18 protein-coding genes, 2 tRNA genes and 1 pseudogene are annotated in these 22469 nt (G+C 70.4%); 18 read left to right on the forward strand and 3 right to left on the reverse strand.

Annotated elements, in window-relative coordinates:
* Position 1: 1 nt before the first annotated feature.
* Both ACFYQA_RS06345 and ACFYQA_RS06350 read left to right on the forward strand, forming a co-directional pair.
* A complete protein-coding gene (locus ACFYQA_RS06345) occupies positions 2 to 2119 on the forward strand; it encodes a hypothetical protein (RefSeq protein WP_388912298.1) in 2118 nt (705 codons plus the stop codon).
* A gap of 225 nt (positions 2120 to 2344) precedes the next feature.
* Positions 2345 to 3574, forward strand: coding sequence for a glycosyltransferase family 2 protein (locus tag ACFYQA_RS06350; RefSeq protein ID WP_388912301.1), 1230 nt, complete (start codon positions 2345 to 2347; stop codon positions 3572 to 3574).
* Here the strand turns inward: ACFYQA_RS06350 and ACFYQA_RS06355 are convergent.
* Positions 3540 to 5726, reverse strand: coding sequence for a hypothetical protein (locus tag ACFYQA_RS06355; RefSeq protein WP_388912401.1), 2187 nt, complete (start codon positions 5724 to 5726; stop codon positions 3540 to 3542). The two genes, ACFYQA_RS06350 and ACFYQA_RS06355, sit on opposite strands and share 35 nt — an antisense overlap.
* A gap of 1259 nt (positions 5727 to 6985) precedes the next feature.
* Between ACFYQA_RS06355 and ACFYQA_RS06360 the strand changes: the two genes are divergently transcribed.
* From ACFYQA_RS06360 to proB, 3 genes are all read left to right on the forward strand, one after another.
* Entirely contained in the window at positions 6986 to 7684 is a 699-nt protein-coding gene (locus ACFYQA_RS06360; protein ID WP_388912304.1) for a S1 family peptidase, read from the forward strand.
* Between the two features lie 328 nt (positions 7685 to 8012).
* Positions 8013 to 9110 carry a phospholipase D-like domain-containing protein gene (locus ACFYQA_RS06365; RefSeq protein WP_388912307.1) on the forward strand — a complete coding sequence of 366 codons (1098 nt, stop codon included), beginning with the start codon at positions 8013 to 8015 and terminating at the stop codon, positions 9108 to 9110.
* 333 nt (positions 9111 to 9443) lie between these two features.
* Positions 9444 to 10550 (forward strand): glutamate 5-kinase, encoded by a 1107-nt coding sequence (proB, locus tag ACFYQA_RS06370; protein WP_388912310.1) that lies wholly within the window; start codon positions 9444 to 9446, stop codon positions 10548 to 10550.
* A gap of 13 nt (positions 10551 to 10563) precedes the next feature.
* Here the strand turns inward: proB and ACFYQA_RS06375 are convergent.
* Positions 10564 to 10974 (reverse strand): annotated as a pseudogene (locus tag ACFYQA_RS06375) (zinc ribbon domain-containing protein); the annotation flags it as partial.
* A gap of 54 nt (positions 10975 to 11028) precedes the next feature.
* Here ACFYQA_RS06375 and ACFYQA_RS06380 point away from each other — a divergent pair.
* The 5 genes from ACFYQA_RS06380 (at position 11029) to ACFYQA_RS06400 (ending at position 15513) form a co-directional block, all read left to right on the forward strand.
* The gene (locus ACFYQA_RS06380; protein WP_388912313.1) at positions 11029 to 11460 is read left to right on the forward strand and encodes a transposase; all 432 of its coding nucleotides are present in this window, start codon (positions 11029 to 11031) and stop codon (positions 11458 to 11460) included.
* A gap of 135 nt (positions 11461 to 11595) precedes the next feature.
* Complete coding sequence (locus ACFYQA_RS06385) at positions 11596 to 12063, forward strand: hypothetical protein (RefSeq protein WP_388912316.1); 468 nt, start codon at positions 11596 to 11598, stop codon at positions 12061 to 12063.
* Between the two features lie 322 nt (positions 12064 to 12385).
* Complete coding sequence (locus tag ACFYQA_RS06390; protein WP_388912319.1) at positions 12386 to 13672, forward strand: glutamate-5-semialdehyde dehydrogenase; 1287 nt, start codon at positions 12386 to 12388, stop codon at positions 13670 to 13672.
* 48 nt (positions 13673 to 13720) lie between these two features.
* Complete coding sequence (locus tag ACFYQA_RS06395) at positions 13721 to 14332, forward strand: hypothetical protein (RefSeq protein ID WP_388912322.1); 612 nt, start codon at positions 13721 to 13723, stop codon at positions 14330 to 14332.
* Positions 14333 to 14442: 110 nt separating this feature from the next.
* Entirely contained in the window at positions 14443 to 15513 is a 1071-nt protein-coding gene (locus ACFYQA_RS06400; protein ID WP_388912325.1) for a hypothetical protein, read from the forward strand.
* 10 nt (positions 15514 to 15523) lie between these two features.
* Here the strand turns inward: ACFYQA_RS06400 and ACFYQA_RS06405 are convergent, their stop codons facing one another.
* The gene (locus ACFYQA_RS06405; protein WP_388912328.1) at positions 15524 to 16663 is read right to left on the reverse strand and encodes a M48 family metallopeptidase; all 1140 of its coding nucleotides are present in this window, start codon (positions 16661 to 16663) and stop codon (positions 15524 to 15526) included.
* Between the two features lie 510 nt (positions 16664 to 17173).
* Here ACFYQA_RS06405 and ACFYQA_RS06410 point away from each other — a divergent pair.
* The 8 genes from ACFYQA_RS06410 to ACFYQA_RS06445 all read left to right on the forward strand — a co-directional run bounded on the left by ACFYQA_RS06410 (position 17174) and on the right by ACFYQA_RS06445 (position 22313).
* Positions 17174 to 17338, forward strand: a complete 165-nt coding sequence (locus ACFYQA_RS06410; RefSeq protein WP_386398386.1) for a hypothetical protein — start codon at positions 17174 to 17176, stop codon at positions 17336 to 17338.
* Between the two features lie 91 nt (positions 17339 to 17429).
* Positions 17430 to 18194, forward strand: coding sequence for a nicotinate-nucleotide adenylyltransferase (gene nadD, locus ACFYQA_RS06415; protein WP_388912331.1), 765 nt, complete (start codon positions 17430 to 17432; stop codon positions 18192 to 18194).
* 16 nt (positions 18195 to 18210) lie between these two features.
* Complete coding sequence (locus ACFYQA_RS06420; protein ID WP_388912334.1) at positions 18211 to 20073, forward strand: LCP family protein; 1863 nt, start codon at positions 18211 to 18213, stop codon at positions 20071 to 20073.
* A 130-nt stretch (positions 20074 to 20203) separates the two neighbouring features.
* Entirely contained in the window at positions 20204 to 20650 is a 447-nt protein-coding gene (gene rsfS, locus ACFYQA_RS06425) for a ribosome silencing factor (protein ID WP_388912337.1), read from the forward strand.
* Positions 20641 to 21318, forward strand: a complete 678-nt coding sequence (locus tag ACFYQA_RS06430; RefSeq protein ID WP_388912340.1) for a histidine phosphatase family protein — start codon at positions 20641 to 20643, stop codon at positions 21316 to 21318. Before rsfS ends, ACFYQA_RS06430 begins: the two co-directional genes overlap by 10 nt.
* 104 nt (positions 21319 to 21422) lie before the next feature.
* Positions 21423 to 21495, forward strand: a tRNA-Ala gene (locus ACFYQA_RS06435).
* 386 nt (positions 21496 to 21881) lie between these two features.
* Positions 21882 to 22115, forward strand: a complete 234-nt coding sequence (locus ACFYQA_RS06440; RefSeq protein ID WP_332427566.1) for a hypothetical protein — start codon at positions 21882 to 21884, stop codon at positions 22113 to 22115.
* Between the two features lie 125 nt (positions 22116 to 22240).
* A tRNA-Ala gene (locus ACFYQA_RS06445) sits at positions 22241 to 22313 on the forward strand.
* Positions 22314 to 22469: the final 156 nt, after the last annotated feature.

Genomic DNA, 22469 nt, shown 5'->3' on the forward strand with positions numbered 1-22469 from the left:
GTTGATATCCACCGCTATTCGCGTCGCCCGGGTGGGCAGCGCGGCCGAGCTGGCCGCGGCGGTCCTCATGATGCTGGGCTTCCCCTGTCTCATGCTGGCCGCGCTCGTCCCGAGCGTGCCCGCCTTCGCCGCAGCGGCCGCCGTGACATACCTGGCGGACCACTATCTGCACCGCAGGGGCAGCTACCTGGTCAACCGCCTCAGCAAGGTGCGGGCGGGCCTGTCGATCCGCTTCCTGATCCGCCAGCTGCTGCTGATCCTGCTGCTGGCCCGGATGTCCCTCGCGGACAACCTGATCTACTACGGGGCGATCGCCTGCTTCATCGCGTTCTACGGCCTTCAGGCCCCGCACGGCGCGCTGACCACACTGATCCGCAACCGCCGGCGCATGCCGGTGGCCACCCGCAACGTGGACCTGGCGTCCCGTATCCGGATCCCGGACGCGCCGCCGCGCGCGCTGACGCACCGCGCCGCGGAGAAGATGCTCCACCTCGACCTGCCGGCGGTCGGCGGCATACTGCTCGCCGTGGCCCTCGACTCGGCCCTCATCGGTTCCGTCGGTATCGGCATCACGGTGGTCCTGGGCCTCGCCTACGTGCTGGCCCTGATGCCCTACGTACGAGGCCGGCGGATACCGCCGAAGGCCGACCAGGTTCTGGTGGCGGTCGACGACTGGCTGCGCGAGTACCGGCCCGAGACGGTGCTGTACTTCTCCGGCTCCAAGGACTCCGTGTACCAGGTCAACATGTGGCTGGAGACCATGGAGCAGCTGGACACCCGGCCGCTGGTCATCCTGCGCGAGCGGGCCATACTGACCAGCCTGGCCCCCACCACGGTGCCGGTCATCTGCGTGCCCGGAGGGGTGCACCTGATGAACCTGGACCTGTCCACGGTGCGGGTCGCGCTGTACGCGGCGAACGTCGGAAAGAACATCCACCTGCTGCGCGTACCGACCATGAAGCACGTCTTCGTCGGGCACGGCGACAGTGACAAGATCGCCAGCGTCAACCCGTTCAGCAAGGTCTACGACGAGGTGTGGACGGCCGGCCGCGCGGGCCGCGACCGTTATGCCATCGCCGACGTCGGCGTCCGTGACGACGACATCGTCGAGGTCGGCCGTCCGCAGCTGGCCCCCATCGAGACCTGGCAGGCCACGGCCGCGGGCTCCGTCGTAGAGCACCGCCCGACGGTGCTGTACGCCCCCACCTGGGAGGGCTGGGACGACAACCCGGGCAACACCTCGCTCCTGCTGGCCGGCGAGAACATCGTGAAGCGGCTGATCGCGGCCGACCCCGCGGTCCGCGTCCTCTACAAGCCGCACCCCTTCACCGGCACCCGCAGCGCGCAGGCCAAGGCCGCCCACCAGCGGGTCACCGCGCTGATCGAGCAGGCCGCGGCCGAGCGCGCCGCCGATGCCCGTTTCACCGTCGACACGGCGGCGCAGGACCGGGCGCGGGCCGAGCTGGCCCGTATCGAGGCCCGGCTGGCCGACCTGGAAGGCTCCGCCGACAAGAGGGACGAGGCCGAGGCCAGCCGCGACGGCGTGATCGACGTGGCGCTGCACGAGGAGACCGCCCGGCTGCGCGCCGAGTGGAACACCGCGTACTGGAGCTCCTTCCCCGACTGGGAGCACCGCGTCATCATGGGGGCCCAGCCGCGCCTGTACGACTGCTTCAACGTGTCCGACGCGATGGTCTCCGACATCTCCAGCGTGGTCTCCGACTTCATCGCCAGCGGCAAGCCGTACGCGGTCACCGACTCCGCCGGGCTGGGGACGGAGGAGTTCAAGCGGCAGAACACGGCGGTGCGCGCCGCGGTGGTCCTGTCCAACGACGCGGCCGGGCTGGCCGAGCTGCTCGAGGCGGTCCGCGACCCGCAGGCCGATCCGCTGGCGGGGGAGCGGGGCGAGCTCAAGCGCTACCTGCTGGGCCCGGACGAGCCGACCTCCATCGACCAGTTCAACGCGGCGGTCGCACAGCTCGCCCGGAAGGCCGAGACGCGCAACCTCGGCCAGGAGTCCCGGACCGCGGTCGGCGACCCGGGCGTGGAGCCGGCGGACGCGCTGCCCGCCCAGGCGGCGTCGGTGACCGGCGAGACGGACGGTACCGGAGCGAACTGACCGGCGCCGGACACCCGGATACCTGACAGGGCTCGGCCCCCGAGGAGCAACTCCTCGGGGGCCGAGCCCTTTTGTACGGGCAGCCGTTGGCCGAGTCCCCCCAATACCCTTGTGGTGTAGGCCACTTGAACGGGGGTTTGAGGCAACCTCCCGCTTCGAACACCCGTCTAACCGAGTAGCGAATGAGGCGATACAGAGGGAAATATCCCACAACAAGGGGGAAACGTGACCGTGGCGCAGCCTGACGTCACCGTGGTCATCGGGGCGTACGAAGCGATGCCGTACCTGGTCGAGTGCCTCGCCTCCGTGGAGGCGCAGACCATCGGTCCGGAGCGCATCGAGGTCGTCGCCGTCGACGACGGCTCGACGGACGGCACGGGGGAGTATCTGGCGGAGTTCGCGGAGCGTGCGCCCCTGCGCGTCACCGTGATCCGGCAGGCGAACTCGGGCGGCCCCAGCGGCCCGCGCAACGTCGGCCTGGAGAAGGCCCGCGGGCGGTACGTCTTCTTCCTGGACGCCGACGACCGGCTGGGCCCCGAGGCCCTCGAGCGGATGGTCGCCATGGCGGACCGGGCCGGCACGGATGTCGTCCTGGGGCGGATCGAGGGCGTCAACCGTGGCGCCCCGAAGTCGATGTGGGGCCGCACGCTGGAGCGCACCGACGTGCACTCCTCCAACATCATGTACACGCTCAGCGCGCAGAAGCTGTTCCGCCGCGCCCTGCTGGACCGGCACGGCCTGCGGTTCGACGAGTCGCTCTACACCGGCGAGGACGCGCTGTTCACCATGGAGGCGTATCTCAGGGCGGACGGCGTCTCCGTGGTCGCCGACCACACCTGCTACTACCTGGTGGGCCGCGACGACGGCAAGCACGTGACCAAGAGCGGGAGCTACGCCCTGCGGTTCGATTCCGCCCGACTCCTCATGAACCTGATCACCGGCCTCGTCCCGGAGGGCCCCCGGCGTGACAGGCTGATGGTGCGGCCCTTCACCATCACCCTGCTCCCGCAGTTCGGCCCCGGATTCCTCAAGGACGGCGACCGGGTGCGGCGGCGCAAGCTGGAGCTGGCGAAGCCGCTGACGGACGCCCACTGGACCGAGGGCGTCGCCCGGCACCTGAAGGTCGAGGAACGGCTGCGGCTGCACCTGGTGGCCGAACAGCAGCTCGAACTCCTCACCGAAGCAGTGAAGTTCACAGCATCGAAGAAGCAGGCGCCGCCCCTCCTGGAACGGCGGGGCCGACGCCTCTACCTCGTGTATCCGCACTTCCGTGACCGGGCGGCGGGCATCCCCGACTCCGTCTACCTCGCCGCGCCCCGCGAGGCCCGCGGCTTCCCCGGCTACCGGGAGGGCGGCACGACCACCGTCCTGCGCCGCGCCGCCCGCAGGGTCCGCCGTCTGCTGGTCTCCGCCGAGAAGGTCACCCCGGAGGTACCGACCGTGACGGCGGCGTGACGGGCCTCGTCGCAACTGTGTCGGCTGCGGTGCCGGAGTGCGTGCCGGCACCCGGGGCGGCGTCGGAGTCCCTACGGGGACCGGGCAGGTCCTCCGCGAGCTGCTGCGGTCGCGGATGCCGTGCCCCGGCCTGGTCACTGTGTGCCCTGTTGTTCAGGGCCGCCGCGGACAGGTCGCTCAGGGCCGCGTTGCAGCGCTCCTGTGACGTCGGCTCGTCGGGGCCCAGTAGTCGCAGCTTCAATTCCATACGGGCGTCCGTCAGTTCGTCCTTCTCCGGGTGCCGGACCGCCTCCAGCAGCACCGGCACCCCGCCCGCGTCCGGGGTCAGCACGGTCGCCGCCGCCACCGTCGGGAACGCGGCGCGGAAGGCGTCCTCGGACAGCCCGCTGGTGTTTGCCACCGCGTACGGTTTGCCGCTGGCCAGGAAGTCGCTGATGACGCTGGACACATCGCTGATCAGCAGGTCGGCGATGTTGAAGCAGGCGTACAGGGCGGGCCGTACGCCCGTGACGATCTGGTGCTCCGCCTCCGGCAGTGACGCCCGGTACGCCTCCTCCCAGGCAGCCGTGGCCCTCGCCACCGCCTCGGCCCGGCCGGGCGGCGGGACGGACTGAGCCAGCATCCGCTCCAGATGGTCGGCGCCCTCCCGGACCCCGGCCGCCGTGAGCCGGTCCAGCTCGGCCGTGAGCCGGTCCAGCCCCGAGGCGGATCGTGCAGGTCCCGCAGGCCCCGCGGGTGTGGCGGGCCGCTCCCGGTTCGCCGCCCGGATCAGCTCCTGGATACGGCGGTCGGCGGCGCCCGCCGCGGGTTCCACCGAGCCGGTCAGCGGGTGCGGCTTGTACAGCAGTCGCACACCCGGGTCCGCGAGCAGCGCCCGTACGAGGTTCTCCCCGGCCATGACCACCGAGGTGTTGCCCGGGTTGCCGTCCCAGCCCTCCCAGGTCGGCGCGTACAGCACGGTGGTCCGGGCGTCGGCCGCCGGCGGGCCCGACCAGGGGCGTACGGCGTCCAGTTGGGGACGGCCGATCTCCACCACGTCCTTGTCCTCGACGCCGACCCCGGCCCGCGCGTACCGTTCACGCGCCTCGGGACCGGCCACCCACACCTCGTCGTAGGCCTTCGCATACGGGTTGCAGGACGACAGCTTGTCGCTCTCTCCGTGGTTGACGAAGGCATGCTTGATCGTGGGGATGCGCAGCACCTGCGAGGTCTTGCCGGAGTTCGACGGGTGGATGAGCACCCGCAGCGTGGAGTGCTCGAGCCGCATGAGGGTGGACACCTTCGGCAGGCACACGACCGGGATGTCGGTCGCCGCGATCCTCGCCGTCATGAACCGTTCGCGCAGGATGACGACGGGCCGCCCGTCGAGCCTGCTCATCGTTTCCAGCCACATGTTGGCCTGGTAGGCGGAGGACGCCCCGCCGGAGAAGTACAGGCCGACCGTGGGCCGGTAGTCGGCCAGCCAGGCGTCGAACCAGTCGAGCACCTCCTGCTCGCCCGCCGGACGCCGGGAGGGCAGCAGCCGCATCAGCAGGGCGCCCAGGCCCGCCGCCGCGAGCACGACCGACACCGCGATCCCGGCCGCCGCGGGCAAGGACTCCCGGGTCACCGCCGCCGCGGCCAGGCCGGCGGTCGCGGGCAGGCCCAGGAGCAGCAGTCGATGGCCGGGGCGGCGCAGCAGCGCGGCCGGGGCGGGGGGCAGCCGCAGGGCCGAGACGTCGATGTTCCGGGTCAGCACCGGCAGCGTGCGGGTGCGGCGGACCAGCACGGACACTGCCTGGATCGCGCAGTGCAGCGCGTAGAAGGCCAGCAGACCGGCGACGAGCGGAGTGTACTGGGCCTCCCGGTCCTGCTCGGTGAGCCGCAGCAGACCCACCACCAGCAGCAGGTCCCGCAGCAGATGACGGACGGTGATGTCCGCGTGCGCTTTGACGAACAGTGGCAGCATGCTGGGCTGCCACCGGTACAGGACACCCTCGACCGCCAGGGACACGGCGGTTGCGGCGAGCAGCAGCGGGACGCTCGCGAGCAGGGCTCCGGCGGCCTGCGCCACGACGGCTCCTATGAGAGCGGTGGCGACACACACTTTCAGTGCGGTCCGTCGGTAAGGAAGCCCTGCCGTGAACCACCGGAGGGGAAGAGGTACGTGCACTGCGGTCACTCCAAAGTCGTCACACGAAGGACGTCTGGGGATTAACGTGCACCGACCCCCGGACGACACGGGCGTGTCCACCTGCCGGCCGGACCGTGAACTGCTATGGCCCGTCGCTCCTCCCCGGCAGTCAGGGCCAAGCGGGCATTTCCTTTCAACAGGTCATGGTGATCTGGACGGACACGATGTTGATCCCGGTTCAGGCCGGGCGGTGAGTACGGGGCAGAGGCGGAGCCGTCGGGTCGTAGCCCGACGGGAGCGCTGGGTGGGGCCGCGCCGACAGCATCGACACGTCGGGGATACCGACCGGAGGTGAGATGCCGGCCCGCAGCTCATGCGATGGGCGAACGCGGGAAGACCCGCAGCCGGGGCCTCCTTCGGCCGCCGGTATCTGCCGACCCTTGAGAGGGGCCACTGGCCGGCCAGTGGCGAGTGGAGGGCTCCGTCGCAATCCGAGCGCCTCCATGGAGAAGTTCACTCGCGTGCATCGCGTTGGCATTCCGGGAAGTTCCGCCCGGGAGCGGGAGCCGGAGCCGGAGCCGGAGCCGGAGCCGGAGCCGGAGCGGGAGCGGGAACCGGTAAAGGAAGATCTGTTTCCTGTTCCCTCAAAGGGAATATCGCTGTTCCAGTATCAGGGAATGGCGTCAATATGCGCCTGGGTGTGGACCCGTATGCCTCAGTTCGAGCGCCGGCCGGCACCGTTCCTCTTCTTCTGGGCGCGAGATGAGACTTACGTCCCAGCGCAGATGCCGCGGCGGTGCCGGGAAGGTCCACTCGCGCGCAGCGGCCGATGTCTTGGCCGGGGGTCGTGCATGGATCAGCCTCGTGGGCTTGGCGCTGCACGCGTCGCCTTGGTGTGAGGACCTCATCCGATGTCAATCTGTGCCGTGTGCAGGGGATTGTTCAGGGTTGGCCGCTTTCGGCTTCAGTTGCCTGTCTGTTGTGATGTGTTGCCGTAGCTCCTCGATTCTCATGGGCTCTACACCTCACTTCAGCGTGAGTTCATCTTACTTTCAGTAGCTGATCCGAGTATGTTCACCCATGAACAGGCCCTGGGATGAGGGGAGTTGCCAGGCGTCAGTGAACCGGTGACGCGACTGTGCGCATCTCTTCGGCATGGATCGAATCGGACCGACGGCTGCAGAGGGGTCTCCTGCGGAGCGGTGCCCTTGGCCGATGATTCGGCTGGGTTGCCGGCTCGCGGGGGATTTTTCAGTGTCTCTCCTCGTTCCCTCTCCCCGATAACAGAAGGATGAGCTTTGAGAATTCGCACGTTCGTGACCCCGGCTGTCGTGGACGGTGAAACTGCGGAATCGGCCGATGGTATAGCCGCCATCCTGTTCGACAATGATGATGCAGGCACTGGTCGTGGCAATCTGCTCTGCACCGGCTCGATCATCGCCGAGCGATGGATTCTCACTGCGAAACACTGTTTTGCGGAATCACACGTGAAGCAGGATGCCTCCAAGATTCAGGTCCGCGTCAAGAGTAAGAGTTACAACGACGGCGGCGGCGTGATCCAGGTGGACGACATCAAGTGGCGTACCAATCACGACATCGCGCTCCTCCATCTCACTCGTGATGCGAATTCGGAGCATGTACGCCTGGCGAGCGCCAGCCCTGTCGAGGGCTCCACGAACTACATCTTCGGCTGGGGTACGAGGAGTGGGCCTCAAGGTGCCCCGGCCAAGGAGCTCAGGCGGGCGACCATCACGGTAGCTGACATCGACGACACGGACGGGTACGGCGTGGGGCGAGGTATCCGCAGCGCGAAGGGAAATGGAATCGCGTGCTCCGGTGACTCCGGCGGCCCGCAGTTCAAGCTCGTCGATGGCCTGCGTTACCAGGTCGGCGTGACCTCTGCGGTGTGGGTCAGCGGTAACGCCTGCGTCAGCCCGATGTGGTCCGCGACCGTCCCCACCAGCCTTGACTGGATCAAGGGCGTCGCCGGCCTCTAGCCTCGACCGGTAATGGTCCGCCGGCTTCTCCGGCGGGCCGTCACGGTCGCTCGGGTTCGTGTTGCAGAGGCACTCCGGACCGACCTCGCTGCCCGTCGAAGACCGTCCGGCCATGCGAAGAGCCGGCTCGGACCCGGGCGTACGGTGCACTTCTCCGTGCCCGGCAGTCTTGAGCGGATCAAGGGTGTGATGCGGGACTTCCGACAGTTCTCGCGCGGTCGATGCCCGCTGGAGACCGCAGTGGGCTTTGGAGTACCCCCCTTGTCGTCACAGGAAAGTGAGGCTTACCGCCATTTCCATCTCCGTACACATACTCAGACGCGCCACCATGGCGGCCGTACTCGCCGGTGCCTTTCTTCTGCCGTCCGCTCCGGCCACGGCGGCCCAGCAGGCCGCACCCATCAATACGGGCGCGGTGTTCAACAACCCCAAGGGATCGGCAGCGCAGCAGGACGCGGTGAAGAACCACATCATCGCCGCGATCCACAACACGCAGAGCGGCCGGATGATCCGATCCGCGCTGTACGCGTTGAGAGACCAGGACTACACCGACGCTCTCGTCGACGCCCACCGGCGTGGCGTCACCGTGCGAGTGGTCCTGGACGCCAAGTTCAAGTCCTCCGCGGCCACCCAGAACCTGATCGGGGAACTGGGTACCGACAAGTCCACGGGCTCGTGGGTGCACGTCTGCACGACCGGAGGGGCCTGTATCGCGACGGGGCGCAGCAGCATGATCAACCACAACAAGTTCTTCACCTTCTCGCGCGTGGGGGACGCCGGAGAGGCGGAGGACGTGGTGATCCAGACCTCCGCGAATCAGACCTCGCTCAACACGGAGAAGTACTGGAACAACGCCTACACGGTCGTGGGGAACACCGATCTCTACACCGCCTACCGCGGTTACTTCGACGACCTGGCCGCGATGAGGAAGAACGAGAACTACTTCACGAACGGAAAGGTGGGCACTGAAAAGTACTACTTCTTCCCGCAGAAGACCGGGGACGTCATGGTGGACATCCTCGACAACGTGTCCTGCGCCGGGGCCACGGTGCGGGTGGCGGCCTTGGCCCTGCACAGGGACGCGGTCGCGCAGAAGCTCAGGTCGCTGGCCGACCAGGGCTGCTCCGTACGCATCGTCTACAACGACAGCAACGACGTGAGCAAGCTCTCCGGGCACAGCAATATCGCTCTGCGCCGGCTGAGCACCGCCGACGGGTACCTCGTCCATTCCAAGTACGTGTTGATCGAGGGCGACTACGCCGGGCATCAGGACACGAAATGGACCTTCACCGGATCGCACAACCTGGACGAGTCGTCGCTGCGCGACAACGACGAGGCGATGCTCAGGCTGGAGGGGGCGGGGCCGCACGAAGCGTACCGTCAGAACTTCGAGAGCATGTTCGCCGTTGCGACCCCTGCGGGATGACCGACCGGTCCCGCCGGTCCCGCCGAGGAGCTGATACGCCTCCTTTTCCCTCCCGGGGCCCCGGGAGGGAAAAGGAGGCGTCGTCGTGTCCGGGCCCGACCGGGCAGGAGACAGGCGCTGTTCGCCGTCGGTGGGGAGAGCGCCGGAGCGGCCCCAGGGGCGCGTGCCGACGCGGCCGGTCGCGGAGCCCGACCCGGATCCGCAGTGCGGTCCGCAGCGCGAAACGACGGCGCACCGCATCACCCCCTTCCCGTAGATTTCCCGGTGAGCGATCGATCGACGTGCATCAGACGCGAGGGGACGGCACACCAGGTGGCAGGGGCAAGACAGGCCGTGAGCGAGGCCCGCAGGATCGTCGTCAAGGTCGGATCCTCGTCGCTGACGACCGCGACGGGCGGCCTGGACGCCGACCGGGTCGACGCACTCGTCGACGTGCTCGCGAAGGTACGCAGCGGGGGAGAGCGCGAACTCGTCCTCGTCTCCTCCGGGGCCATCGCCGCCGGACTCGCCCCCCTGGGCCTCGCCCGGCGACCGCGCGACCTCGCCCGCCAGCAGGCCGCCGCCAGTGTCGGCCAGGGGCTGCTGATGGCCCGCTACACCGCCTCCTTCGCCCGCTACGGCGTCCGCGTCGGCCAAGTACTGCTCACCTCCGACGACATGAGCCGCCGCGCCCACCACCGCAACGCCTCCCGCACCCTCGACAAGCTGCTGGCGATGGGTGCCTTCCCGGTCGTCAACGAGAACGACACCGTCGCCACCGACGAGATCCGCTTCGGGGACAACGACCGCCTCGCCGCCCTCGTCGCCCACTTGGTCCACGCCGACCTGCTGGTCCTGCTGTCCGACGTGGACGGCGTGTACGACGGCGACCCCGCCCGGCCCGGCACCTCGCGGATCTCGCTGGTGCGGGGCCCGGAGGACCTCGCCCACGTCGAGATCGGCAGCGCCGGGAAGGCCGGCGTCGGCACCGGCGGCATGGTCACCAAGGTCGAGGCCGCCCGGATCGCCGCCGCCGCGGGCATCCCGGTCGTACTGACCAGCACCGTCCACGCGGGGGACGCCCTCGCCGGCGCGGACACCGGCACCTACTTCCACCCCACCGGCCGGCGCTCCGCCGACCGGCTGCTGTGGCTCCAGCACGCGTCCACCCCCCAGGGCTCGCTCACCCTCGACGACGGCGCGGTGCGCGCGGTCGTCGAGCGCCGCAAGTCGCTGCTGCCGGCCGGGATCGCGGGCGTCGAAGGCGAGTTCAGCGCGGGCGACCCGGTCGAACTGCGGGACCGCGCGGGGCGGCCGGTGGCCCGTGGCCTGGTCAACTTCGACGCCAGGGAGATCCCCCGGCTGATCGGCCGCTCCACCCACGACCTCGCCCGGGATCTCGGCCCCGAGTACGAACGCGAGGTCGTACACAGGGACGATCTGGTGGTCCTGCATCCCTGACGTGCTCCCTGGCCTAAAGTCCAGGGATTCCGGCCTGGGTCGGCTGCCCCTTCCGGGGGCTTCCTGCTCCACCGCGCTGTGCCGGGACTCTCGTCCTGGTCCTACCGGCGCTCCACGAGGCGTTTGGCGTCTCCGCCCGTCCGGCGGCGACGATACGGCGTCCTTCGAACAGGACGTTGCGGGCCGCGTTGTGGTCGCGGTCGTGCACGGTGCCGCACACCCCGCACGTCCACTCGCGGACATGCAGCGGCCTGGGGCCGCCCCTAAATCCGCAGGCCGAGCAGAGCTGGGAGGACGGGAAGGCACGGTCGACCCTGGCGAAGGCACGCCCGTGCAGAGCCGCCTTGTACTCCAGCATGCCGACGAACGCGGACCATCCCGCGTCGTGCACGGACTTGGCCGGCCGGGTCCGTGCGAGCGCATTGTTTCCATGACGGAGATGCGCGCTTGGTCTTTGTGGCGAAGGTGTCGGCGCGGGGTGTTCGACGACGAGACGCTGACGCGCTGCGAAGAGATCATGCGCACGGTGTGCGAGGACCTCGAGGCGGAGCCGAAGGAGCCCACCGGCGGACACGATCACGTCCGCCTCCTGGTGCATCATCCGCCCAAGGTCGCCGTCTCCACGCCGGTCAGCAGCCTCAAGGGCGTCTCCGCTCGCCGGACACGGCTGGGGCACCTCCCGGCCGAAGGCCGGGGGAGAGTTCACCGGCCGCATCAACCGCGCCTTCACGCATGGACACCTGCCCTCGCCCTCATACTTCTCGGCATCCTGCGGAGGGCACCGTCGGCGATCACCCGTCGGTACATCGAGCAGCGGAACCGTCCGTTCCAAAGAGCACGTCAGAGCAGTCCTGAGATGCGCGAAAGCCCCGGCGTGAACGCCGGGGCTTTCACGCAAGATCACCGGTAAATGTGCCGGATCGCGCCCCCCCGCGGTGGACGTTCCGCAAAACCGCCCCACGACGCCCGGCGGCCTGCTCCACTTTGTTCCAGGGAACACATCTGCCCGGCCCCAGGGGCCGGCCTGTGCGTGAAGGAGGCCGTCGTGAGACGAGTACGCCCTGGGACGACGACGTCCCGCGGTGGTGCCGGCTCCCGCGCGGTCGGCGAGGAACGCGCACTGGCCAGTGTCGCGGCGGGCGACCGGTTCCAGAGCGGCGAGTCCCGGGACCTCCCGCGCCTGTGGCACGTCACCCTCAGCGTCTCCGGCGGCCGGGCGCCGATCGTCGAGGTCCGCCGCGCCCTGGAACAGCTCGCTCACGACCACCCCTTCCTGCTGACCAGCCGGTACGCCGAGGACCACGCGGAGATCCGCTACTGGGAGGAGGCCCGCGACCTGCACGACGCCGCCGCCGTGGCGCTGCGGCTGTGGGGCGAGCACCGGCAGACCGCGGGACTGCCGCCCTGGGAGATCGTCGGCCTGGAGGTCATCGACCGGGTCACCTACCACCAGCGCATCGCCGCGGGCTACGGCCCCGCGCCGGCGACGCCGGTGGGGGTACATCCGTTCTAGATCGGCGGCGGCCGATCGCAACCATGGACAGTGACCACGGCCCGCAACCACCACATACGGCCACGCACCGCAACCATCAATTGAGCAACCCCTACGGCGCGCCACCACATACGCGAGAGCGGCGCCGGTTGAGGCGCAAAGAGGGGCGCGGGCTACGGCCCCGCGCCGGCGACGCCGGTGGGGGTACATCCGTTCTGACCCGGGAGATCGGTTCGGCCCTCCGTGAGCGACCACGGCCCTTTGTACCGGTGACCACGGCTCCCGGTGTCTCGGGGTTCGGGATACCGGTGATCAGGCCCTCCGACCGCACTACCCTTCCCCCATGACCACGCTTTCGCCGTACGACTCGATGTCCCCGGTCAACCAGGCCGCCTACCGGGCCAAGGGGGCCGCCGCCACCCTCGCGCCGCTGCCACGCGCGGCGAAGGACGACGCGTTGCTCGCCGTCGCGGACGCGCTGGAGGTCCGGGCGAGCGAGATCGTCGAAGCCAATGCCCAGGACGTCGCCAAGGCACGCGAGGCGGGCATCAGCGAGGGCATGATCGACCGGCTCACCCTCACCCCGGAACGGGTGCGCGTGATCGCCTCCGACGTGCGGGACGTGGCCGCGCTGCCCGACCCGATCGGCGAGGTCGTCCGCGGCTCCACCCTGCCCAACGGCATCGACCTGCGGCAGGTCCGGGTGCCGCTCGGCGTCGTCGGGATCATCTACGAGGGCCGCCCCAACGTCACGGTCGACGCCGCCGCCCTGTGCCTGAAGTCCGGCAACGCGGTCCTGCTGCGCGGCTCGTCCTCCGCGTACCGGTCGAACACCGCGCTGGTCCGGGTGCTGCGCGACGCCGTGGGCGGTGCCGGGCTGCCCGCCGACGCCGTGCAGCTGGTGCCCGGTGAGGGACGGGAGAGCGTGCGCGAGCTGATGCGCGCCCGCGGCCTGGTCGACGTCCTCATCCCGCGCGGCGGTGCCTCCCTGATCAACACGATCGTCCAGGAGTCGATCGTCCCGGTCATCGAGACCGGCACCGGCAACTGCCACGTCTACGTCGACGCCGACGCCGACCTCGACACCGCCGTGGAGATCCTGGTGAACTCCAAGGCCCAGCGGGTCGGCGTGTGCAACGCCGCCGAGACCCTCCTGGTCCACCAGGACATCGCCCCCGCGTTCCTGCCGCGCGCCCTGGAGGCCCTGGCCGGGGCCGGGGTCACCGTGCACGCCGACGAGCGGGTGATGGCGTACGCCAAGGACTCCGCGGCGACGGTGGTGGAGGCCACCACGGAGGACTGGGAGACCGAGTACCTCTCCCACGACATCGCCGCGGCCGTCGTCGACTCGCTCGACCGGGCCGTGGAGCACATCCGGCTGTGGACCTCCGGCCACACCGAGGCCATCGTCACCACCTCGCAGCAGGCGGCCCGCCGGTTCACCCAACTGGTGGACTCCACCACTGTCGCCGTCAACGCCTCCACCCGGTTCACCGACGGCGGCCAGTTCGGATTCGGCGCGGAGATCGGCATCTCCACGCAGAAGCTGCACGCCCGGGGGCCGATGGGCCTGCCGGAACTGACCAGCACCAAGTACATCGTGACCGGCGACGGGCACGTCCGCCGCTGACCCACACCGCGGGGGCAGACGGACGGATTTCCGTACCGTCTGCCCAAAATGACCCCTCCGGTCTACTCTGGAGAGGTGCCGGAGGACGTGGGGGGCACGCCGTTCCCTGACGGCGGGGAGCCCGACGACGACCACGACCGCGGAGTGTCGGACGAAGAGTTCGACCCCGTGGTCTTCGACGAGGCTTTCATCGGCGCGGCCGTGGTCCACGAGCCGACCGCCGTCGAACGCCTCCTTGCCGCCGCGCAGGCCAGAGCCGAGGCCTCCGAGGCCGAGGCCCACCACACCCGCCCGACGACCGACCGGTACGACGGCCACGGATGGTACGGCCGCCGCCACCGGGGCGACGGCGACGGTGCCGACTTCACCGGCGGGGACGACGGCTCCGACGCCCCGGAGGACGCCTACGGCTCCCCGGGGCCGTACGGCAGACAGGTCCGCTGGCACCGCCCGGTCGCCTGGATGCTCGCCCTGGTGATGGGCGTCGGCATGGTCGCGCTCGCCTTCTCGGCCGTCTACCGGGGGTCCTCCGCCAACAACCGGCAGGACCAGGTGCCGCCGCCCGCCTCGACCGGTCTGGAGCAGGGCGGCGGCGCGGCTCCGTCCGCCTCCGCCGACTACTCCCGGCCGGACGTCACGGTGATCCCGAGCAGCCCCTGAGGCTCGTCGTGCGGGTGGGCGCCGGGGCCGTCGCCCCGGGCGGGGAAGCCGTCACAACTTGGCGCACGCCACGGCGTTTACACGGGCCCCCCGCGACCTACTCTGAAGATATGGCAGGGCCTGCGGACCCACCCGGAGGGGCACCCGAGGGCACCCCCGGAGGTGGCGAGGACGAGTACCGGTCCGTCGTCTTCGACGAGACCTTCGTCCAGGCTGCCCGCCTTCAGGAGTTCTCCGCCCAGGAGCGCATCACCGACCACGCCCCCGCCGTGCGCCGTCGGCCGCCCCGGCACCGGGGCCTGTCCCGGCAGGTGCTGCTCCTCGTGGTGCTGATAGCCATGGCCTTCGGCACCGCGGTCTACATGGGCGTACGCCATCCCTCCCGGGCGCCCGGCGCCGGGGAGGTCGCCGAGTCGCTGCGCATGACCGTGATCCCGCTCGCCCCCGAGGGCAAGGTGCCCGGCACCACCGATTCCGAATGGTTGTACGACAACAGTCCGGCGGCGCGGTTCCGTATCGGGGCCGAGGGAGTGCCCCTCCCGGCGTCCCGGCGTACCGCGCACTTCTCGGACGGGCAGGTCGTGACGGCGCTGCTCACCGCGAAGGACTACATCGTCCGGTCCGCCCTCGACCCCGAGGTGCTCACCGGCGGGGAGACCCGCTCCGTACGCGTCCTGCTCGGCGTCGACCAGCAGGACCAGTTCGACCGGAGCTTCACGCGGCCGGCCCCGGACGGGAGGCATGCGCCCACCGGGTGGCTCGTCCGCTTCGACCCCTCCCGCGCGGAGCTGGCCGACCGCAGGATCCGCGTCCAGGGCACCCTGCAGGCGTCCGAGGCCGACTCCGGCACCCTCGAGGTGACCGCGGACCACACCTCGGTGTACGCACTGCGGCCGGCCGGTGCGGTCCCGGGAGCCCGGGTGTCGCTGTTCACCGTCCGGCGCGAGCTGCACTTCCGCTTCGACCGCGAGGACCTGCGCCTGCACCAGGCGCAGCTCGTCGTCTCCCAGGTCCAGGCCGGCCCGCTGTCCTGCGCCGAGGACTCCACGAGCCGTCTGCGCCCCCTGCTGGCGGGCGGCACGGCCAAGGAGGGTGGACCCGCCGGCACCGACCCGTATGCCGCGGACGGCACCCCGGCCCTGTGCGGCTCGCTGGCGGCGGCAGCACAGCCCAGGGTGTGACGCCCGCGTCTCAGGCGCCGTCGCGCGGCGACCGGTCGTCCCCGGTGTCCGGGTCCGACGACGTGCCCGGCTCCTGGGGCCCGCCCGGCCCCTGCGCGGACCCCGGTCCCGAGGACGTGAAGCCGCCGAAGCCGCGGCGGACCCGGCCCCCCAGGTCGCCGGCGCCGCCCGCGATGTCGCTGACCAGCTTCATCAGCGGGTCCTTGGAGTTCTTCACGTCACCGGCGTAACTGCTCGCCGAGTCGCGCCAGGAGTCCCGTACCGAGGCGTCCTTGTCCTCGTCGCGTCGCGGGTAGTGGCCTTCCATGACCCGCTGGTACTCGCGGGTCTCCGCCCACTTCTTCAGCTCGGCGGCCCGGACGGTGGTGAACGGGTGGGAGCGGGGCAGCACGTTGAGGATCTTCAGCACGGAGTCGCGCAGGTCGCCCCCGGCGTCGTACTCCTCGGCCTGCTCCAGGAACGCGTCGACGTTCATCTCGTGCAGGTGGTTGCCGCCGGCGATCTTCATCAGGCCGCGCATCGAGGCCTGCAGATCCTGGCCCACCAGCAGCCCCGCACGGTCCGCGGACAGCTCCGACTTGCGGAACCACTCGCGCAGCGCCGTCACGATCGCCATGACCGCGACGCTGCCCAGCGGAATCCAGGCCACCCGCACTGCGAGGGACGTCAGGAACAGCAGGATGGTCCGGTACACCGAGTGCCCGGACAGCGCGTGTCCGACCTCGTGCCCGACGACGGCGCGCATCTCCTCCTCGTCGAGCAGCTCGACGAGTCCCGTGGTGACCACGATGATCGGCTCGTCCAGGCCGATGCACATCGCGTTCGGCGTCGGGTCCTGGTTCACGTACATCGGCGGGACCTTGTCCAGGTCCAGGATGTAGCAGGCGTCCCGCAGCATGACGTTGAGGTGCGCGAACTGCCGTTCCGAGACACGCACCGAGTCGGAGAGGAAGAGCAGCCGCAGACTGCGCTCGGGCAGCAGGCCGCTCAGGGCCTTGAAGACCGTGTCGAAACCGGTCAGCTTGCGCAGCGCCACCAGGGCGGAGCGGTCGGCGGGGTGTTCGTACGCACGCGAGGAGATTGCGGGGAAACGCCTGCGCTGCCTGCTCGGCACCTTCTCGTGCCCGTTGTGCTGATGGCCGTCGGACATGTGTCCCCCATGTGCGTCTGTGTGACCTTCGCGGTCCGTTGTGACCTTCGCGGTTCCCAGTACCGTCCCTTGGCGGTCCCCCGTTCGGCCCTTCGACCGCCCCGGGGGCGAGGCCCAGCCTAGGTGGAGAAGGCGCGGACCGGCAGACCGGTGGAGCGGAAGAGCAACGCAGCCGGGAGCGCGCGCGTGGAGCGTCGTTCCCGAGCCGCCCGGCTCTCCGAGAAGGACGATCAGGACCGCGGGATGGTTGCGTGACCCTGCCGGCCCACCCGCTCGGGAAGACCGGCGGGAAGACGACCGTGAAGGCACCGGAGAGGCACGGGGGAGGCACCGGAGAGGCACGGGGGAGGCACCGGAGAGGCACGGGGGAGGTACTGGAGAGGCACGGGGGAGGTACTGGAGAGGCGGCCGGGGCCCGCAACGGTGGAGTCGGAGTGATCGGCGCGAAGGCGCCCGCATACGATGAGCCGACGTCTTTATCCCGCCCACACGTGATAGGTACTGCCGAAGATGAGCTTCCACAGCGCCGCTGCCCAGTTGGTCACCCTCGCCGCCGAGGGCGGAGAGCACAGTGGCAACCACGAGAGCCTCAACCCCTACCTGGTCGGCGGCTGCGTCCTGGCCGGCCTGCTGTTCCTGCTGTGGATCACGACCCGCTTCAACCGCGACCGGTAGATCCCCCGGACCCCCGGGGCCTGTTCGGGTGTGGCCAAAGGGCGCACCTGGCGGCCGGAGCGTTCAGGGAGGGCCGGTAGGGTCTGCACGCATGGGAGAGCAGGACATGCCCACCGGTCCGGTGGATGACACGGCCGGGGAACCGATCGAGGCCGCGGTCACGACCGGGGCGGGGGCCGAGGGCACGGCCGGGCAGCCGGCGAGCGGCGCCGAGCACCGTCCGGCGCCGCGCCGGGCCGACGGCCCGGGCAGCGGTCCGCCGCCGCAGGGCAGGCGCCGCCTCGGCGTCATGGGCGGCACCTTCGACCCGATCCACCACGGGCACCTGGTGGCGGCCAGCGAGGTCGCCGCGCGGTTCCACCTCGACGAGGTGGTCTTCGTCCCCACCGGGCAGCCGTGGCAGAAGAGCCACCGGGTGGTCTCCGCGGCCGAGGACCGCTACCTGATGACGGTCATCGCGACCGTCGAGAACCCGCAGTTCTCGGTGAGCCGGATCGACATCGACCGCGGCGGGCCCACCTACACCGTGGACACCCTGCGCGACCTGCGCGCGCTCAACCCCGACACGGACCTGTTCTTCATCACCGGAGCCGACGCCCTCGCGCAGATCCTCACCTGGCGGGACAGCGAGGAACTGTTCTCCCTCGCGCACTTCGTGGGCGTCACCAGGCCCGGCCATCATCTGACCGACGCGGGCCTGCCCAAGGGGGGCGTCTCGCTCGTCGAGGTTCCCGCCCTGGCCATTTCCTCGACGGACTGCCGTGCGAGAGTCGCCAAGGGAGATCCCGTCTGGTACCTGGTGCCGGACGGGGTCGTGCGCTACATCGCCAAGCGCGAGCTGTACCGCGGCGAGTGAGCCGAGAGGGGCACCGGTGAACGACCGATACGAGGCGGGATACGGCGACGGAGGGGACGATCCGTACGGGCTCGTGGGCTACGACGAGTACGGCCGGCCCGTCTACCGCCAGGCCGACACCCAGGCACCGGCCCAGCAGGCCCCGCAGCAGCCGTACGACCCGTACCAGTCACAGGGGCAGCAGGGGCAACAGGACCCGTACGGGCAGGCGCACGGGCAGGGCTACGACGGCGGCTACGGCTACGACCCGTACGTCCCCGGCGGCGGCTCGCAGCAACACCCCCCGCAGTCCTACGACCCCTACGGGACCGGGACGGGGGCGGGGACCGGGCAGCAGTCGCAGACGCCCTCCTACGACCCTTACGGGGCCCAGGGCGGCTACGGCACCCCCCAGGGCGGCGGAACGGCCGCCCCGTACGACCCCTATGGCGACCCCTACGGGCAGACCGCGCAGGGCGGCACCGGGCAGCAGCCCCGGGTCGCCGAGCAGACCGCGCACATCCCGCAGCAGCCCGGCCCGGCCGACGGCGGAACCGGCCCCGACGGCTATGACGGCCCCGACGACCGTGACGACCACCCGGCCGCGGACTCCGAGGCGCCCGAACGGGAGTACCGCACCGAGCAGTTCGCCTTCGTCGAGGAACCGGACGGCGACTCCGAGGACGTCATCGACTGGCTGCAGTTCACCGAGAACCGCACCGAGCGCCGCGAGGAGGCCAAGCGCCGCGCACGCAGCCGGATCGTCGCCCTGGTCGTGGTCTTCGCCCTGGTCGCGGCCGGCGGCGTCGGCTACCTCTGGTATGCCGGGAAGCTCCCCGGCCTGTCCGGCTCCGACACCGGTACGGGCACCACGACGGCCGCGGGCGCCCAGAAGCGGGACGTCCTCGTGGTCCACCTGCACGACACCAAGGAGGGCGGCACCGCCACCGCGCTGCTCGTCGACAACACCACCACCAAGCAGGGCACCACCGTCCTGCTGCCCAACTCCCTGGCCCTCGCCGCGGAGGACGGCACCACCACCACACTCGCCAAGTCGGTCGAGGACGACGGATCCGGCGGCACCCGGAGCGCCCTCGACACGGCCCTCGGCACCGACATCGAGGGCACCTGGCGGCTGGACACGCCCTATCTGCAGAACCTCGTCGACCTGGTCGGCAACATCGACATCGACACCGACGCCGACGTGCCCGACCCGGACGCGAAGAAGAAGGGCGAGGCCCCCCTGGTCAAGAAGGGGAAGAGTCAGACCCTCAGCGGGAAGGCGGCCGTCGCCTACGCCACCCACCGTGCCTCCGGCGAGGCGCAGAACGCCCAGCTGGAGCGGTTCGGGCAGGTCATGCAGGGGGTGCTGCGGAAGATGACGTCCGACGCGGACGCCGCGACGACCACCATCCAGACCCTGGGGCAGATCATTGAGCCGCCCCTGACCGACAAGGACCTCGGCTCCTTCCTCGCCCGGCTCGCCGATCTGGCCAAGGGCGGCGACCACGGCACCACGCTGCTGCCGGTCCAGGACGACGGCACGCTCACCGCGGAGACGAGCGACAGCGTGGTCAAGGAGGTGCTCGGCGGCACCGCGAAGAGCCCCGACAAGGACGCCGCCGTCAGCGTCTCCGTGCGCAACGCCACCGGTGTCGCGGACAACACCGAGAAGGCCCGGGTCGTGCTCCTCAACGGCGGCTTCACCTTCCTGGAGGGCGGGACCGCCACCGCGGCCGCGGCCTCCGAGGTCGTCTACGCGGACGACGCCGACAAGGAGAACGCCTCCGAGGTCGCCAAGACCCTCGGACTGCCCACCGAGTCCGTCACCAAGGGCAAGGTCTCCGGGAACGCCAGGGTCTCGGTGGTCCTGGGCCAGGACTACGAGCCGGGCACCTGACCGGACCGCGGTACGCCCGGCCGGACGCCCTCACGGGGCGTCCGGCCGGGCCCACCCCGAAACGCGTGGGGCGCGCCCGGCGGTCCGTGAGACCCTTGAAGGCAAACGACCGCCGAGCGAAAGCCTTGTAGTGACCGCAACCGACCGTTCCATCGAGCTCGTCTCCGCCGCTGCCCAGGCCGCGGCCGACAAGCTCGCGCACGACATCATCGCCTACGACGTCAGTGACGTGCTGTCCATCACCGACGCCTTCCTGCTGGCCTCCGCGCCCAACGACCGTCAGGTCAAGTCGATCGTCGACGAGATCGAGGAGCGGCTCAGCAAGGAGCTCGACGCCAAGCCGGTCCGCCGCGAGGGCGACCGTGAGGCCCGCTGGGTGCTGCTCGACTACGTCGACATCGTCGTCCACGTCCAGCACAGCGAGGAGCGCGTCTTCTACGCCCTGGAGCGGCTGTGGAAGGACTGCCCCGAGCTGGAGCTGCCCGAGGACGCCGTGGCCACCCGCGGCAAGGCCGCCGAGCACGCCCGGCAGAAGGAGGCCGAGGAGACCGCGGAGCCGGGTGGTGAGTGGCGGTGAGCCCCGCCGCTGAGACGTTCGGCTCCGGCGGAAGCCGGGGCCGTCGCGTCATCCTGTGGCGGCACGGCCAGACCTCCTGGAACGTGGAGCGCCGCTTCCAGGGCAGTACGGACGTGGAGCTGACCGGGACCGGCGTCGCCCAGGCGCGCCGGGCCGCCCGCCTCCTCACCGGTCTCGAGCCCGACGCGATCATCGCCTCCGACCTGAAGCGGGCCGCTGACACCGCCGCGGAACTCGCCGCCCTCACCGGCCTGCAGCCGGTCCACGACGAGGCCCTGCGGGAGACCTACGCGGGCGCCTGGCAGGGCCTGACGCACGACGAGATCATCGCCAGGTACGGCGACGAGTACACCGCCTGGAAGCGCGGCGAGCCGGTGCGCAGGGGCGGCGGCGAACTGGAGACCGAGGTCGCCGACCGCGCCGCTCCGGTGGTGCTCCGGCACGCGGACAAGCTCCCGGACGACGGCATACTCGTGGTGGTCAGCCACGGCGGCACGATCCGTACCACCATCGGCCGGCTGATCGGCCTCGACCCGCGCAGCTGGGAGAGCCTGGGCGGGCTCACCAACTGCTGCTGGTCCGTCCTCGGCGAGGGCGCCCTCGGCTGGCGGCTGCTCGAGCACAACGCCGGCACCCTGCCGGAACCGGTGCTAGGCGACGACGACTAGGGCCTGCCCTGAACCCCGGGCGCGGCCCGGGGGCCGGATTTCACTTTCCGGCAGGTCGCAGGCTAAAGTTCTTCTTGTTCGCCCGCCGAGCGGGAAGAACACTCGGGGCTATAGCTCAGTTGGTAGAGCGCCTGCATGGCATGCAGGAGGTCAGGAGTTCAATTCTCCTTAGCTCCACAGATCACATGACGAAGATCCCGTCCTCGGTACGAGGGCGGGATTTTTCGTTGTCCCTGGTTGAGCGGGAAGACGCCGGCGGGCGTATACCTCTGTGAGACGCCCAGCCGTATCCCGACCGGTACCCCGGCGTCGCTGACCGTATTGGTCCGGCCGTGGCAGAATCAAACGACCGGAAGGGGGCGCGGCCCGACGGGAGGGAGTTGTTGATGCCTGCGAGCATCCACGGGGAGGTCGACCACCTCTTCGGCGGGGTGTTGACACGACGGACCTCGACCCGCCTCCGCCGCCCTTCCTTCGGTTCCGCAGACACGGCCCCAGTCCTCGGTGACAACGGCGGTGTCTCCTACGTATGTACGGCCTGCGGCCACAGCTGGAGCTGAGCGATGGGTGCCCACAGGCGAAGGTGCGACTGGTGCCGCAGAGGCACGCCGATCGTCCGGGACATGGAGCCGGTCAATCCCGACTACCAGTACTGGTGCGAGGAGTGCGCGCGGGCGCTGATCATAAAAGGCGACCCGATCGAGACCTACCGCGAGCTCGAAGGGGAACCGATCTACGGCCGACTCCTCGAGGAGCACTGCACGCTCAAGCGCTTCTATTCGTTCGTGACCGCGTGACCGCGCGTTGCGGTTCGGGTGAGAATACGGACAGAACGGGGCGCAACGGAATCGATGTGGTGTCGGGCCCGGATGACCGTGTAAAGTTGGCGTCGCCGCCGGGGCAACCGGGCGGGATGTGACCTGGGGCTATAGCTCAGTTGGTAGAGCGCCTGCATGGCATGCAGGAGGTCAGGAGTTCAATTCTCCTTAGCTCCACAACAGTAGAGGGCGGATCATCCGATCGGATGATCCGCCCTCTATGCGTTGTCGGATGCGCGGCCGTGGGGGGGGGCCCCCCCCCGGGCGGGCCCCCCCCCCCGGCGGGCGGGCCCCCCCCCCCCCCGCCCCCCCCCCGGGGCGCGGCCCCCGGCT

This window comes from Streptomyces sp. NPDC005774 (genome assembly GCF_042871645.1).
Taxonomy (GTDB): Bacteria; Actinomycetota; Actinomycetes; order Streptomycetales; family Streptomycetaceae; genus Streptomyces; species Streptomyces pratens.

Bases quoted from the DNA above. Each gene is read 5' to 3' on its own strand.
- ACFYQA_RS06365 (WP_388912307.1), top strand. From the start codon at position 8,013: ATGGCGGCCGTACTCGCCGGTGCCTTTCTTCTGCCGTCCGCTCCGGCC.
- ACFYQA_RS06390 (WP_388912319.1), top strand. From the start codon at position 12,386: ATGACCACGCTTTCGCCGTACGACTCGATGTCCCCGGTCAACCAGGCC.
- ACFYQA_RS06395 (WP_388912322.1), top strand. From the start codon at position 13,721: ATGACCCCTCCGGTCTACTCTGGAGAGGTGCCGGAGGACGTGGGGGGC.
- ACFYQA_RS06400 (WP_388912325.1), top strand. From the start codon at position 14,443: ATGGCAGGGCCTGCGGACCCACCCGGAGGGGCACCCGAGGGCACCCCC.
- ACFYQA_RS06405 (WP_388912328.1), bottom strand. From the start codon at position 16,663: ATGTCCGACGGCCATCAGCACAACGGGCACGAGAAGGTGCCGAGCAGG.
- ACFYQA_RS06410 (WP_386398386.1), top strand. From the start codon at position 17,174: ATGAGCTTCCACAGCGCCGCTGCCCAGTTGGTCACCCTCGCCGCCGAG.
- nadD (WP_388912331.1), top strand. From the start codon at position 17,430: ATGGGAGAGCAGGACATGCCCACCGGTCCGGTGGATGACACGGCCGGG.
- ACFYQA_RS06440 (WP_332427566.1), top strand. From the start codon at position 21,882: ATGGGTGCCCACAGGCGAAGGTGCGACTGGTGCCGCAGAGGCACGCCG.